The sequence below is a fragment of the Bradyrhizobium altum genome, from assembly GCF_020889705.1.
Lineage (GTDB): Bacteria > Pseudomonadota > Alphaproteobacteria > Rhizobiales > Xanthobacteraceae > Bradyrhizobium > Bradyrhizobium altum.
The window spans coordinates 41,715-55,173 of sequence record NZ_JACMYP010000023.1; the positions used below are offsets into that span (position 1 = coordinate 41,715).

Sequence of the window (13,459 nt, forward strand, 5' to 3'; positions counted from 1 at the left end):
ATAGTACGGCGGCCAACTGCATCTTGCGTCACCCACAAATCAAGAGGGCGGTCAGAAATCGTATACGATCGTAATCACAGTCGGAAACGACCGGCACGTCGTAGACGTTGCGCAGGGATAGTGGGCAGGGTCGCGAGCCGATGCGTGCGTTGACCGTTCTGTCTGCGATCACGCTCGCAAGTGGACAACTTCAGCGTTTGCCTACTACTCCGCACCTTCCTAGCGCTCTATTGTGCCGCGAGGCACGGCGCCTTCCGCGATGAAGAGAATTTTCGTCGATGCAAACGTCAGATGGAATCCTATCATGCGGAGTGGCGTTGGTGAGCACTGCGCCGCCGCCGTAAGCCAGATAATGCATCCGTTCCATGTTCAGGTGATCCCTTTCTCGCCGCGGGATGTCGCTGCGAGCAGCTCGATGAGTTGTTGCGTCGTGCCAGTCTCGCCCAGCCTCGGAAAGATCCGCATGATGCTGTTGTCGTGAGCGTCCGCATTTAGATCGGTCATGGCATCGACGGCGAGAGCGACATTGAATCCGATTTCGTGAGCTTGGCGCGCCGTCGACTCGACACCGGCGCTGGTGACAACACCGGTGATGACGACTTGCGTGACGCCGCACTGCCGGAGATATTTCTCGAGGCCGGTGTTGGTGAAGGCGCCCCAGGTGCGCTTTGTAATGATATGGTCGCTGCGTCGCCGGTTGAGCTCAGGGATGAGATCAGTCCAGTTGGTGGGCAGGTCATGGAGAAAGAATGATTGCTCGGTGCGGCCGGGCGCGCCGCCGTCGGCGTTGATGAGGACGACCGGCAGCGTGCGTTTGCGAAAGGCCTCCGTCAATGCGACGGCATTGTTCACGACACGGCCCATCGGATGCGCCGTCGGGAGGCCGACAGTGCCCTTCTGCAAGTCGACGACCAGCAGGGCGGTCTTCGCGTCAAGCGTACCTATCGTCATGTCCTGTTTTCCATCCAACTGAGGCGTATGCCGGCCGCGACCTGCCCTGTCTTCGGTCGACAAGGCGATGAGCAGGCTCATTGAAACCGCAAGCTGCGCCTATTCCCGCGGCGCAGGCTTGGTTTGAATCCCGCGACGCAACCAATCGTGCCGCGCCGCAAGGACGTGTCAGTATCCCCAGCGCTAAGGCTATCGCCACTGAGCACCATGAGTTACGGTTTCATGCGCGTCGCTACTGGCCGTGTCTGATCAGCACGTCTCGGCAGGCCGGGTGCAGCCTGGTACGATTTTTCTTCAGGCAGGCAAGAATAACAAAATCGCCTTGGTCCACGAAGTTGTGGCAGTACCGCTGAACATCGCGGATGCAAGCCTTCTCGTCCTGCTCGGTGCCGGCGTGCTGGGCAAAGGTTTCGGTCGGTAGGCTCGCGAGCAACGCGAGGGCTAGGAGAGGTTTGTTCATTTGCGTTTCCTTTCTTTTTGCAGTCGCCTGGTCCAGGGTCGTGGAGAGCCGAAATGCTGGGATCATTCCATGACCATCGCGTGGTTGCGACTTGCCTCCGACGCGGCACGCCGCAGCAAGAGCACGAGGGGGATGGCGCACAGAGAGAGGATCATCATCAGTTTGAAATCGTCGATATAGCTGATGATGGAAGCCTGGTTCTGGATCACCTGATCGAGCGCGGCCCGTCCCGAGGCGGTCCATGGACTCCACGCGTGCGCGATGACGCTGTTCCTGAATCCGGGATTAACGGCCGTGACATGGCTTCCGATGATGGCGTGGTTGATTTGGTCATTCCTGGTCAAGAGATACGATACGACGGAGATTCCGACGCTGGAGCCGACGTTACGTGAGAGGTTGTACAGACCGGTTGCGTCGGCCCGCTGCTCCGGGGCAAGCGTGGCAAAGGTCACAGTGGTAAGCGGGACAAACAGAAATCCAAGTCCCGCCCCCTGGATGAAGCCGGTCACCGCGATCGTCCATTGCGAGACGTTCGGATTCCAGCCGGTCATGTCATACATGGCCCACGCCGTCAGCAGCAGCCCGATCATGAGGAGCACCCTGGTATCGATGCGGCCGATCAGCTTGCCGACCGCGAACATGCAGACCATGGTCCCCAAACCACGCGGACCCATGACGAGTCCGGTCGTCACGACGGGGTATCCCATCAGCGTTTGCAGATAGGGCGTCATCAATGCCAGCGAAGCCAGATAGGTTATGCCGACGATGAAAATGAACAGCATTCCCACCGTGAAGTTGCGGTCGAGAAACAGCCTCGGATTCACAAAGGAGTTCCTGGCCGTGAAGGTGTGAACAAGAAAGATGTAAAACGCCGATACCGCGACAACGGCCTCGACCAGGATCTCGAAGGAGGAAAACCAGTCGAGCTGCGCGCCCCGATCCAGGAAGACCTGCATGGCGGCGATGGCGATACTCAAGCTGCCAAATCCCAGCCAATCGAGCTTGGCGGTTGCGCGGGTTTTGGTTTCCCGCAGGAAGAACGAGATGCCGGCAAAAGCGAGGGCGCCCAGCGGCACGTTGATATAAAAAACCCAACGCCAGGTGTAATGGTCCGTCAGCCAGCCGCCGATCACTGGGCCGAGCACCGGCCCGACCGTCACGGACACGCCGAACAGCGCCATCGCCGACCCCCGTTCTTCGGGCGTGTAGATGTCGAGCAGGATCGATTGCGACACTGGTACCAGCGCCGCTCCGAAAAAGCCTTGGAGCAGACGGAACGCCACGATCTGGACCAGCGACTGCGCGATACCGCACAGCACGGACGCGATAACAAAGCCGACGACCCCCGCCATCAGTACCCGCCGGCGGCCAAACTTGTTGACGAGAAACCCGGAGGGAGGAGTCATGATCGCCGCGGCCACGATGTAGGATGTGAGCACCCAGTTGATCTGATCCGCGCTGGCCGAGACACTTCCCTGCATGTATGGGAGGGCCACGTTGGCGATCGTGGTATCCAGCGCCTGCATGATCACGGCGAGGATCACGCACGCCGTGATGGCGGGCCGGTTGATCGGCCGGGTCTCGGCCGCAGTGGACTCAGCCATTTTGGCTTTCCGAGGATCCGAAAAGATCGGTGATGAAATTCGGCAGTCCGCGCTCGTGTCCGGTGTCGACATTCAATTCCACGCTCATACCGACGCGCAACGGCGGCTTGCCCGGCGCATTGTTGACCCGGATGCGCATCGGAATCCGCTGCACCACCTTGACCCAATTGCCGCTGGTATTTTCCGCTGGCAGCAACGAAAAGCTCGATGCCGACGCCGGGCTTATGCTTTCGACCGTGCCGACCCATCGCTCACCGGGGTAGCTATCGACGTCGACCGTGACCTTCTGTCCGGGTTTGACATAAGTCAGTTCCGTTTCCTTTGGGCTGGCCTGAACCCAGACATGATCGGTTGACACGATATTGAAGGCCGTCGCCGAAGCGGCGAGGTATTGGCCGGGCTGCAACGACGGCACGTTGGTCACGATCCCGGCGAAGGGTGCTTTGACCACGGTATGGGAGAGTTGGCGCGCCGCCTCGCTGCGTGCGGCCAGCGCATCCTTGTAGCGCGGATGATCTTCAATAGGCGCATCCGGATTGCCGTTTAGGTTTGCAGCGATTCCGGCAAGCTGCGCTTCCAGCGAGGCCAGCTTTTGCTGCGATGCTTGCAGCGTGTTGCGGGCCGCGTCAAACGTCGCTCGCGGGGTGAAGTCGTTGGTGATCAACTGCTGCTGGCGCTTGAAATTGACGTTGTTGAAATCGACGTCGGTCCTGGCCTGCTCGACCTGGCTCTGCATGTTGCGATAGCTGGCCTGCAGCGCGACAAGATCATTCCGGGTGTTTCCAATCTGGGCTTCGGCGCGATCCAGCGCCAGCCGGAAGGGCAGGTCGTCAAGCTTGAACAACACGTCGCCCTTTGCAACCTTTTGGTTGTCGTGAACGAGCACGTCCGTGACGATACCGGAAACGTCGGTAGATAATCCGACCATGTCGGCCTGGACGTAGGCGTTATCAGTCGACATGACAGCGCCGCCCGTCACATAGAAATAGCCGCCGACGATCAGCGCCACCGGCAACAACGCAAACATCAGAATCCGCTTTCGGGATTTTTTCGATACTCCCGGAGCGGCCGGCGTGGGGAGGCGATGCGGGGCGCCAGACGGCTTGCGAGGGTCCGGCCGTTCTTTCGCTTCCGGCTTGGCGGCTGCATCTGTCTCTGGAGCGTCCCTTCTTTCCGGCGGATGGCGCGTCAAACGATAGACCCTTTCCTCAGCGCCTTGTGAACCACCTTGGACGACAGCCTCTTCACCGTCGGCACCATGCCGTTTGGGATTTACTTCGCCAGTGCTACCCATGACTTGCTCGTTTCTGCCTTTCCGCCGAAGAGCCGCACGCTTCGGTGAGGTTGAATTTCAAGACTTTCAGCGTTTCCAGCAGGCACAAGCCCTCCGCCTCGGATAGACCGGTCAATGCCTCTTTGCGGGCTATCTCGCCGAGCTTGCGCGCCTGCATCAGCTTTTGCCGGCCAGCCGGCGCAAGCCGGAGGATCCGGATCCGCCGATCGGACGGATACGGATGTCGTTCGATCAGTCCGCAGGCCTCCAGCTTGTCCAGGATGCGCGAAAGCGTGATCGGCTCGGCGTCCAGGAGGTCCGCCAATCCGCTTTGGTGGATTCCTTCGTTCTGGGCCAGATAGGCCAGCGCCTGCCATTGCGATCTCGTCAACCCGGTTCCCGGGAAATCTGCTCAAACCTCTTCCTGAGCAGCCGCGCGACTTCGTGCAGCAGAAAACCAAGGGTGGGGGATTCGACTTCCAAGCTTCAAAACTCCTGCGTAAGCTCATAATAAGCTTGCTTATGAAAATGATAAGCTTGCTTATGAAAAAGACAAGCACACGACCCTGCAAACACGCTATCGTGAAGGAGGGCGTCATCGGAGCCGCGGCTCATGGCGTCGGGGCGGCGCTGCTCGAGAATTTGAAATACGACGAGACCGGGAACCTGCTGACGACCACCTTCAGCAACTAATGTCCCTGGCGATCCTCAGTATGCCTGACTGCGCTATGGTAATTGCGAGCCCCGTCGCCCTTTACGTATAATGGCGAGGAGACCGACAATCCGAATTGGCTTGCTGGGCCGCGGGAGCGGTTTTGTGAGGGCACGCGTCTAGCAGGAGTGCAGGAGCCGCGTGATGTCGGAGTTGGGTCAGACTCGGAAGTTGTCGGGCTAACTACCGAAGTCCGCTAAACCGCCGCAAGCGGACACTGATCGCACGTAGCTCCGGCAAGACCACGTCCGCCGGCTGGGAGTATTTGAGCGGCCACCTTTCCTGCTCCGTCAACTTGCTGGTGTCTCGGATGCCTGCACTTCTCTCAGCTTCCAGATGCTTTCCTCGTTTCCCTTTTTGTAGCGATCGAACAATTCCGCCACGCCGATCGGCGAGCCTGCTTTCAGAATGCCCTGTATGGCAATCAATCCAGCCAGGCTACGCGCTGTGGAACTGGAAGTCCGGTGAGGCGGGGAGTCGATGTTTTCCCGCGCGCGCTCTGGAAGGACTGCCTTTTCCAAATTAGGAACGAGATGCGCGAGCCGGCATTGGCGAAAATGGACGACAAAAACCTGCAAGCGCAGAGTGAACGAGCCCTCGTCGTGGTGGCCCTCAGCACCGCAACTCTGATCGCGTCCGTCGCCCTTTTAGTATCAGCATGGTGAGGCCGTCTCGGCTGGTGCCTCGATGCTGAGACAGATCAAGCATTGTTCGATTTGAACTGCGCCCCCCGAGTGGAACAGGCGCGTTAGCGCCGATCGCGGCGTTCGCTCCCGCGGTCGGGAACCGAAACATTCCGATCCTCGGCGAATTAACGCTTGGGGCTTTGGGGCTTCGCAAGATGCGAGGCATGTCATGATCCCACTGTCAGCGGGCAACGCCTTCATCATAGTCGCGATTATGAGCGTCACTTTCCTGACTGAGGTTGCCTTTTTCATCGTGGTCGGGTTGTTCTGAAAGGAACGGCGCGCGATGGCACGGCGCAGCCGATGCGAGGACTTCTCCCGGCTCAACGGCGAGGCTTATCTGAGCGCTCAGCCGGTGGAATGATGAATGATTGAGGGCGACTGCTCTTCCAATTCGCGGAGCCGGCCGATTTGCTTATTGAGCCTGGGCGAGAGTTCCGACTCTGGCTTCAGCGAAGCTCGTAGCGTCTCGCCGATCTCCCGGACAATGGCCCGGCTGTGAACGTGGTCGATGTCGATGCGATTGCGCATGACACAGCCTCCGGTCGGAATGAACACCACCACCGGCAGGCCGAGAGTGCGCTCCCCCCCCCCCCCCGCAACTGATGGGGGCGCGGCTGGCGATTTAACGGGAGACCGCCGCTTTTGGCTATCATGCGCGAGCGCTGGTTTTGACAACAGCGGGTCGTTGGTAACGACCTTTGGCTATCCGCGACATGCGCCGGATTGTTCACCAGCGAGCGGCGGTCTCACGGCTTATAAAGTCCTGGCGAGGCGTCTTCGTTCCCAATTCTGATCGCGAACGGAATGAGGAGCCTACGAAGCATAAAGCCGAAGTCCATCGACCACGCAAAGGGAAATCGCCCGCCGTCGGGAACCAATTCTGAAAGTGTCCTGTTAACTGATGGGGCCGATACGAGGGATCGACGCCATGAGGATCGAATATCTCGCTGCAATTGCGATAGCTGTTTGTACCGCTGGTGCTGGATTGGCGGCGGTCCATTCCGTCGGCTCGCCGCTCGAAAAGCAGTCCACGCCGACCGCCACTGAATTGGCGACCCGAATAGCCGCGTCCGTGGATGCGTTCTCGCCTCGGTCGGGCGGCGGTTAGCAATCGCCCCCCTCAAGCGCGTCGGCACCGCCACCCGTATGCGTCCCGGATAGAAGTTTTCCGCACCGCAGCATATTCGCGGTGTTCATCGAGTTCATATTTGCATTCGCCCGGCCGTCTTCATTGGCGGCCGTGCTTTTGCACGCCGATCGCTACTAGTTCTTCTTGAGATCGCTCAGCTTACGCATGTAGTAGCCTTGGCTGTGAACCGCCTGTCTGATCTCCTCGCTGATCCTGACGATCCTCTTCTTAGTCTTGCGCCATTTCCCTTGGGCGCTAACGGCCGGCATCGGTACTCCTTTTCTCACAACGAGCAGATCACGCCTGACGTTGAAATACACCTCGACCATGCAGTCTCCCAAAAGGCTGAAAGTATCCATTCAGAGCACAGCGCGGCGCGCAGAAATGCAACTGGCTCTTTAGCGACCTCCTGTGAACATCGGGGAGAGGTTTCGGTTCAATCGGATCCAGCACTCCTGTTTGGATATTGTCTCTATGCTGACCGCCAACGATCTCCCATCAATTGGAGCAGTATGACCGGGAGCTAGACGAGATCGTCGCCTGTTGGTGGCGAGCATGAAGCGCCCGGATGGAGAGCTATCGCGGTACTCAGAACGCGACAAGAACGGATGTACACTATACTGGCTGCACGTCAGAGTATGCCTCCCTCAATTCATCTAGGCCTTGTCCTTCAGTGGACCTCACGAGGCCACGCGGATGAGTGGAATGGAGACCAAATCACGAATCCTATGTCCCTCCAACAATCCAGGTTGTTGTTCGAGTCTCGTGAGCGCCTACCTTGCACGCCGTTGGACCTCTTTGGTTTGGAATTGTCTTTACCAGTTCAATCCTACCTACGATGACGGTCGGCCGCAAATGATCGGTCGGCTGGCTAGTTTGAAAGACGCTTGAATGCCGGATCAATCAGCGCGCGGCCAAATGCGCCGACCATTGCTGCCGCCTCATGATCTCCACGATCATCGAGGATCCGATGAAGCGCCGTCGCGCTCTCCTGGAATCCAGACAAGAGCGATGGATCGCGTTCGCACAGGACCCCTGCGATACACAGCGCAAGGGCCTCCGTGCCTATCTTTGCCTGGGCTAATGGATCTGCCGCCATCTCTCTCGCCTTTCATCGGACAGTTTCGCAGTCGCGCCATCTTGCCGATCGTCCGCTGTCATCTCCGGGCTTACGACGCTCGCTCTTGGAGGCGATCAACCCCTTCAATTCCTCGACAAGACGCCGCTTGATGAAGCTACGTTCGGCCTCCGTCAGTTGAGTGTCTAACAGCCTTCGGTATCGCCGTACATTTGCTTCACGGGTCCACCGAGCATCCGCGCGAGATACCCTCAACGGCCGGCGTCGCCTCGACGCAGCATTCCGTTCGGAATCGGAAACGGCACATACAGGCTTGCTGAAACGAGGCGTCCGCATGGCCATACCGCCGCGCGGCGGCGGATCACTCTCATCGTCCAGACGTTTCAGCGCCGCCAGGATGTCGGCAAGGCGCAACCGATGCGGAATGCCGGGTACCTCCCGAAGAGCCGGTTGGGATTCGACGACGTACATATCCGACGCCCAGGACGAGAGGATGACACGCTTCTCGTCTGTCGAGAGCCGGGCGTCATTCAATACGTCGCCCGGTGAATTGTAGTGGGATACTGAATGAAAAAGCGGCTCATTGATGTTCACGTTATGATTGACCTGGCTCATGGCGGTGTCTCCTGCTTTCTCCTTTCGTCCAGAGACGGGGTTGATGGAGGCCGGGATGGAGTCGGCGACGGTTATGCGCCACCGACTTCTGGCTTCAGTTGTTGTTGATCGCGATGCGCTTGACGTTCGTCCTTGACTGCTCAGACCTCGGCAGCGTCACGGTGAGGACGCCGTTCTTGAAGTCGGCCTTCGCCTTGTCTTCCTCGACGCCATCTAGCGCAATCTGGCGCTCGAAAGCGCCGTAGTACCGCTCGCTGACGAACTTTGAATCGTCGCTACGTTCGGCTTTCCTCTCACCCCGGATCGAAAGAACGCCATTGGTGATCTCAACCTGGACATCCTTTTCGCTGAGGCCTGGGAGTTCGGCGGAAACCGTAACCTCCTTATCGGTCTCATTCAGTTCCAGGCGTGGCCAGCTAAACTGGCCCTCCATCAACGGAGTGTTGACGCGACCGAGTGACCCGAAGCCGCGGAAGGCGTCATCGAACAGGCGATTCATCTCGCGGTGAAGCGTGAGAAACGGATCGAACGCCTCACGTCCGGTTGAGAGTTCTTGACCTTTCGTCCAGGGAACAAGATCCCGAATACCCATGATATCCTCCTTGACATGCAGCTGGTCAGGGCACGGACGGCTATCGTCCGTGCGTGACTTGACCCAATATGAAGCGGGCTCAGGCCGCCTTCTGCGTGATTTGTCCGGCAGGAGCGCCACTTCCGATGGCGATTCGCCGAGGCTTCATGGCCTCGGGGATTTCGCGCACGAGCTCGATCCGTAGCAGACCGTTGTCGACCATCGCCGACTTGACTTGCACGTAGTCGGCAAGGTTGAACTGTCGCTTGAACGGACGCCCCGAGATACCCTGATAGAGGTATTCGTGCTGGTCCTTGTCGCCCTTGCGACCTTCCACGGTCAGGACGTTCTGCTCGGCCGTCACAAAAATCTCATCCTGACGAAAGCCAGCTAGCGCCACCGAGATCTGGTAACGGTCGCCTCCGAGCCGCTCGATGTTATAGGGCGGGTAAGTGTCTTCGGACCGATGTTGGGTCTCGTCCAGAAGATCGAAGAGGCGGTCGAATCCAATGCTCGAACGCCACAGGGGAGTGAAATCGTACGTCCTCATAGCCAAATCCTCCTGAGAGCAAGATGGATACGAAGGAGCGCAAGACATCCGGTGCAAGACACCTGTCCGGCGCCCTGTTCGCTCTGCCGAGCCCGACCTGGCGCCCGGCACCGCCCGTAAGCGGCAAAAATCAAATTAGAAAAGCGGCAATCAGTTTCAAGGGGCGCCCGCAAAATTTTTTGGCATGGCTTAGCTCGGCTATTTCGACCCGCACCAGAACCGAGTTCGTGCAGTTTTGCCCCAAGTTCCTCTTGTGAGTTGACGATTTCGGATTCGTCGGGACGCGAGCGAGTTCACTAAGCCGCTTCAATTCGTCGAGCTGCTGCTGCAATCGTCGTTCGCGCCAGGCGTGGACAGACAAGGAAGTGCAGCGGCTTTCCTCATTGGCGAAGGCGAAGACGCCCACGGGGCTATCAGGCCTGAAGATGGAACGCCCGCTCGGCTCGATCGCCATCAAGGCGCAGCGCGAGGCTATCTCACTGAGGCCTGTCAACCGTTCGCCCAATCGGCGAAAGAATACGACCAAGCGGGGCCCGACGCTAACGGTTGATGGGCGGGGTCTCGTTGAGCACCCCGCTCACATCCGGCTCCTCAATTCCTGCGTCGATATCGGCCGAGCTGTTGCATTCGCAACGCATGCCGGCGCCGCACATGCAGCCGGTGGGATCATCTGTCCAGGCAAGGTGCGGATGGTTCTCGCACACCCAGCCGAGTCCCTGGCAGATGGGACAATTCGGGTTGGTCACAGCGTGTCAGGCGTACGCAAGGGTGAGCCTTTATCCTCGTTCCGCAATTCCTGCTCGGCAAGACGCCAAAATTCCTCGTCCCGCCCTTCCGGTTTGCCGGCCTGCTCCCAGAGCTGATAGGCACGCGCCGCTACTGCTTCGTCAATCCGTCTGTTCATTGGATTTCTCCAAACCTTCAACGGATAGGAACTTCATGCGTTCCTACTTCCTGGACAGGCCCTTGAATGAACTCGCCCGCAGCAGCCCTTCTGACGTGATGTCGCGGTACTCGATGTCGGCGACGAACGATGGTTCAACCCATGTAGCCTTCGGCTTCCTGATCGGCTTGGTGAGCTTCGACTTCGGGCTCACGACTGTATCGAGCTGCTTGCGGATTTGACTGGATATTATTCGCGACCAACCGGTGCCGACTTTGCCCATGTAGACCAGCTCCTTGCCCAGCTGCTTGCCGAGGTAGAGCGCGGCCACGCCTGTCGGGTCCTTTATGAAACCGACGACTGGAAACTTCTCGCGTTGGACCGTCTTCACTTTCAGCCAAGCTTCCGTTCTTTCCGAGCGGTAAGGCGCATCCGCATGTTTCGAGATGATGCCCTCGTACTTGAGCGTGCGTGCGTGCTCAAACAGCTGCTGACCATCGCCAAGCAGGTGCTCACTGAAAAGCACGGGCGGCTCAAGCCGGTAGGAATCGAACAGGCCCTGCAGTGTCACCTTGCGTTCAATCTGGGGCCGCTTGCGAAGGTCTTGCCCATCGAGCCACAGGAGATCAAAGGCATAGTACAGCAGACGGTTCTGATCGCCCCTGGCGAGTTCTGCCTGCAGCTCGGAGAAGTTGGTCCGCCCGTCATGGACGACCAACCTCGCCATCGATGATTGCCTGCCCCGGAATGTCGAACGCGCCGGCAATGACGGAGAACCTTTTGATCCAGTTCAGCCCGTTACGAGTGAACGCTTTGGCGTTACCGCGATCGTCTGTTTTGGGGGCACATGACTCTAATATCGCGGGTGCCGGGGCTAGTTTCATTAAGATCGATTTTTCAGAGATTTCCGGTAGGGGCCGTTCGCACACGGCCCCTTTTAATTTGTGGGGCGTGATTGGGCAGGGCAGTCCTGTTCCTTACGAGACAGCGCCGTTCCTGCTGGGACCGATGCTGTAGGGTCGGTTCAAAAAGAACTCGCGATTACCGAGGGCGGCCTCTGCATACTGGTCTATCGCGACCTGAATGGCTTGAACATGGTGATAGCACCAGCCTTCTCGGGAAGAGAAATGCCTGACTTCGTTCAGAGCCTTGATGAAGGGTGGTGGATTTTCCCAATCATCAAACCACTGCGGGCGCTCGCTCACCATTTCCGGCCTCCCAGCACCCGCCCTTTCGGCTTTGGCAACTGAGCCTTCATCCGGTCGCGGTCGGCGCAGAGGGCATCAACCTTGTCGAGCATGCGTTGGAGCAACGTCTCGGCAGAACCGGTGGGAATGCCAGCTCTCTGGAGCTGAAGGACTTCCTTGCGCTTGCGGCTGACCTGCACGCGCATGCGCTCGATCTCCGAGCGGAGGAATTCGAGTGTGGGCATGGTTCGCTCTGAAATGGTGATGAAGCGCCATAAGAACGAAAAGAGAACGACGAGTCAAGCCGTCCAACCTTCTCGTCGGAGCAGCTACGCCTCCAAACAACTCGCTGTCGAAATCGATTCAATGCTACGAAGGAACTCTGGCCTGGGCGGGGTGCGGATAATGCCAATCAATCGCTTACTGGAAGCGGGCAAATACCCGCCGGAGAAAGTTGAGATTCTAACCAAGGCGTTCAGTCGTGCCCTGGGATTGAGGGGGTAGTTGATCGTGACGACCCACTTTGCGAACTGGTGGCGCGCAAGGTTATAGAGGTCGCCGGGACCAGCCCCAGTGATCCTAAGCAAATCGCCGAAGCCGCCGTGGCCCGCATTGGCCTTCGATAACATCGTCCCTCTGTTAGCCATCACGCCGCACGGCAATCCCTGCCCTGCAGGGAGATCCCGCTAAGCCGTCAGTGTCGCTCGGCTAACAGATGGAGGACGCAAACGGGATTTGCCCCCTCATCGGCCACTTCCATTCGCCATTCATGGCCGGTCAGGGCGCCATCCAGGTCTTGAAGGAGCTGTCCAGCAGTGAAGGTTGCCTACTTCCAGGCGGCTTCCTTACCCGGAAGGTCCACGCCGGTTTCGTCGGCATAACGTTCCCCATGGTGAATATGAAAGAAATACCGAGGCATTCTGGGTCACTGGTCATTGCGCTGAAGCTTGCGGAATAATTGATTCCGTACACCCTCGTTCCAATCGTATGGTCATGGCCGAACCGGACGGCTTCCCGTCCGAAGGCCCTGAAGGAACCCTCAGATGCCCATCGAGATGATGATCCGCAAGTTGCGGCTCCATTCTGAGTTGCCCGACGCAGACGTTGCAGCTTTGCGGTCCATCGTTAGCCCGGTGAAGATTTTGCCTGAAGATTCGGCCATCGTTCGCGAAGGTGACCTCAGCATACAATGCTGCGTGATCCTGAGCGGCTTCGCTTACCGGTCCAAAGTAGCGGAAAACGGCAGGCGGCAGATCCTGTCATTTCACATCGCTGGCGACATACCCGATCTCCAAGGCTTGCCGCTGCAGCGGATGGATCACGACCTGACTACGCTCTCGGAAGCACGACTTGGCTTCATAAACCATGATGCGCTCGAACGGATCCTTGAATCTCGGCCGGCCTTGGCACGAGCACTCTGGCGCGAGACGCTCGTTGACGCCGTGCTATTCCGCCAATGGATTGTCAATCTCGGAACGCGCTCGGCCTCTGGCCGCATGGCCTATTTGATCGGGGAATTGCGGCAGCGGTTGGCGGCGATGGGACTGGTCGTCAACGAGCAGTTTGACTTTCCGATTACTCAATCGAAGCTGGCTGATGCACTCGGGCTAAGCGTCGTCCATGTCAATCGGGTCCTCCAGGCGTTCCGAACCGAAGGCATTCTCGATCTGAAGCGCAGAGTCGTCACGCTCAAAGATATCGAAAAGATCGTCGAACTCGGCGGATTTGACAGCCTTGAAGACGATACTGACGCGGCC

19 protein-coding genes and 1 pseudogene are annotated in these 13,459 nt (G+C 58.6%); 3 read left to right on the top strand and 17 right to left on the bottom strand.

Going from position 1 to position 13,459, the window contains the following annotated elements; genetic code table 11:
* Positions 1-369: 369 nt before the first annotated feature.
* The 5 genes and pseudogenes from H8B02_RS09415 to H8B02_RS09435 form a co-directional block, all read right to left on the bottom strand.
* Positions 370-1,032, bottom strand: coding sequence for a cysteine hydrolase family protein (locus H8B02_RS09415; RefSeq protein ID WP_312000744.1), 663 nt, complete (start codon positions 1,030-1,032; stop codon positions 370-372).
* Positions 1,033-1,183: 151 nt separating this feature from the next.
* Positions 1,184-1,411, bottom strand: a complete 228-nt coding sequence (locus H8B02_RS09420; RefSeq protein ID WP_229165953.1) for a hypothetical protein — start codon at positions 1,409-1,411, stop codon at positions 1,184-1,186.
* Between the two features lie 62 nt (positions 1,412-1,473).
* Positions 1,474-3,015 (bottom strand): DHA2 family efflux MFS transporter permease subunit, encoded by a 1,542-nt coding sequence (locus H8B02_RS09425; RefSeq protein ID WP_229165954.1) that lies wholly within the window; start codon positions 3,013-3,015, stop codon positions 1,474-1,476.
* Positions 3,008-4,309: an HlyD family secretion protein gene (locus tag H8B02_RS09430; protein WP_229165955.1), complete on the bottom strand. Its 1,302-nt coding sequence runs from the start codon at positions 4,307-4,309 to the stop codon at positions 3,008-3,010. Before H8B02_RS09430 ends, H8B02_RS09425 begins: the two co-directional genes overlap by 8 nt.
* Positions 4,302-4,771, bottom strand: a pseudogene (locus H8B02_RS09435) (MarR family winged helix-turn-helix transcriptional regulator). Before H8B02_RS09435 ends, H8B02_RS09430 begins: the two are co-directional and overlap by 8 nt.
* A gap of 99 nt (positions 4,772-4,870) precedes the next feature.
* On the opposite strand from H8B02_RS09435, the gene H8B02_RS09440 reads away from it, so the two are divergent.
* Entirely contained in the window at positions 4,871-4,981 is a 111-nt protein-coding gene (locus H8B02_RS09440) for a molybdopterin cofactor-binding domain-containing protein (RefSeq protein WP_229165956.1), read from the top strand.
* Between the two features lie 309 nt (positions 4,982-5,290).
* On the opposite strand, the gene H8B02_RS09445 is transcribed toward H8B02_RS09440, so the two are convergent.
* The 7 genes from H8B02_RS09445 to H8B02_RS09475 form a co-directional block, all read right to left on the bottom strand.
* Positions 5,291-5,578, bottom strand: a complete 288-nt coding sequence (locus tag H8B02_RS09445) for a DUF2235 domain-containing protein (protein WP_229165957.1) — start codon at positions 5,576-5,578, stop codon at positions 5,291-5,293.
* A 456-nt stretch (positions 5,579-6,034) separates the two neighbouring features.
* Positions 6,035-6,217 (bottom strand): hypothetical protein, encoded by a 183-nt coding sequence (locus H8B02_RS09450; protein ID WP_229165958.1) that lies wholly within the window; start codon positions 6,215-6,217, stop codon positions 6,035-6,037.
* A gap of 735 nt (positions 6,218-6,952) precedes the next feature.
* A complete protein-coding gene (locus tag H8B02_RS09455) occupies positions 6,953-7,147 on the bottom strand; it encodes a hypothetical protein (protein ID WP_229165959.1) in 195 nt (64 codons plus the stop codon).
* A 542-nt stretch (positions 7,148-7,689) separates the two neighbouring features.
* Positions 7,690-7,917: a hypothetical protein gene (locus H8B02_RS09460; RefSeq protein ID WP_229165960.1), complete on the bottom strand. Its 228-nt coding sequence runs from the start codon at positions 7,915-7,917 to the stop codon at positions 7,690-7,692.
* A gap of 12 nt (positions 7,918-7,929) precedes the next feature.
* A complete protein-coding gene (locus H8B02_RS09465; protein WP_229165961.1) occupies positions 7,930-8,511 on the bottom strand; it encodes a hypothetical protein in 582 nt (193 codons plus the stop codon).
* Positions 8,512-8,605: 94 nt separating this feature from the next.
* Positions 8,606-9,103 (bottom strand): Hsp20/alpha crystallin family protein, encoded by a 498-nt coding sequence (locus H8B02_RS09470; RefSeq protein WP_229165962.1) that lies wholly within the window; start codon positions 9,101-9,103, stop codon positions 8,606-8,608.
* 79 nt (positions 9,104-9,182) lie between these two features.
* Positions 9,183-9,632, bottom strand: coding sequence for an Hsp20 family protein (locus H8B02_RS09475; RefSeq protein ID WP_229165963.1), 450 nt, complete (start codon positions 9,630-9,632; stop codon positions 9,183-9,185).
* Between the two features lie 23 nt (positions 9,633-9,655).
* Between H8B02_RS09475 and H8B02_RS09480 the strand changes: the two genes are divergently transcribed.
* A complete protein-coding gene (locus tag H8B02_RS09480) occupies positions 9,656-9,889 on the top strand; it encodes a hypothetical protein (RefSeq protein ID WP_229165964.1) in 234 nt (77 codons plus the stop codon).
* A gap of 485 nt (positions 9,890-10,374) precedes the next feature.
* On the opposite strand, the gene H8B02_RS09485 is transcribed toward H8B02_RS09480, so the two are convergent.
* The 5 genes from H8B02_RS09485 to H8B02_RS48870 form a co-directional block, all read right to left on the bottom strand.
* Complete coding sequence (locus H8B02_RS09485) at positions 10,375-10,536, bottom strand: DUF2934 domain-containing protein (protein WP_229165965.1); 162 nt, start codon at positions 10,534-10,536, stop codon at positions 10,375-10,377.
* A 43-nt stretch (positions 10,537-10,579) separates the two neighbouring features.
* Positions 10,580-11,242: an ATP dependent DNA ligase gene (locus H8B02_RS09490; protein WP_229165966.1), complete on the bottom strand. Its 663-nt coding sequence runs from the start codon at positions 11,240-11,242 to the stop codon at positions 10,580-10,582.
* A gap of 250 nt (positions 11,243-11,492) precedes the next feature.
* Positions 11,493-11,723 (bottom strand): hypothetical protein, encoded by a 231-nt coding sequence (locus tag H8B02_RS09495; RefSeq protein WP_229165967.1) that lies wholly within the window; start codon positions 11,721-11,723, stop codon positions 11,493-11,495.
* Positions 11,717-11,947, bottom strand: a complete 231-nt coding sequence (locus H8B02_RS09500; protein ID WP_229165968.1) for a hypothetical protein — start codon at positions 11,945-11,947, stop codon at positions 11,717-11,719. The genes H8B02_RS09495 and H8B02_RS09500 overlap by 7 nt, the downstream gene beginning before the upstream one ends.
* A gap of 581 nt (positions 11,948-12,528) precedes the next feature.
* Positions 12,529-12,621 carry a DUF6894 family protein gene (locus H8B02_RS48870; protein WP_376711629.1) on the bottom strand — a complete coding sequence of 31 codons (93 nt, stop codon included), beginning with the start codon at positions 12,619-12,621 and terminating at the stop codon, positions 12,529-12,531.
* Positions 12,622-12,745: 124 nt separating this feature from the next.
* On the opposite strand from H8B02_RS48870, the gene H8B02_RS09505 reads away from it, so the two are divergent.
* On the top strand, positions 12,746-13,459 hold a 714-nt coding region (locus tag H8B02_RS09505), incomplete at its 3' end, for a Crp/Fnr family transcriptional regulator (RefSeq protein ID WP_229165969.1).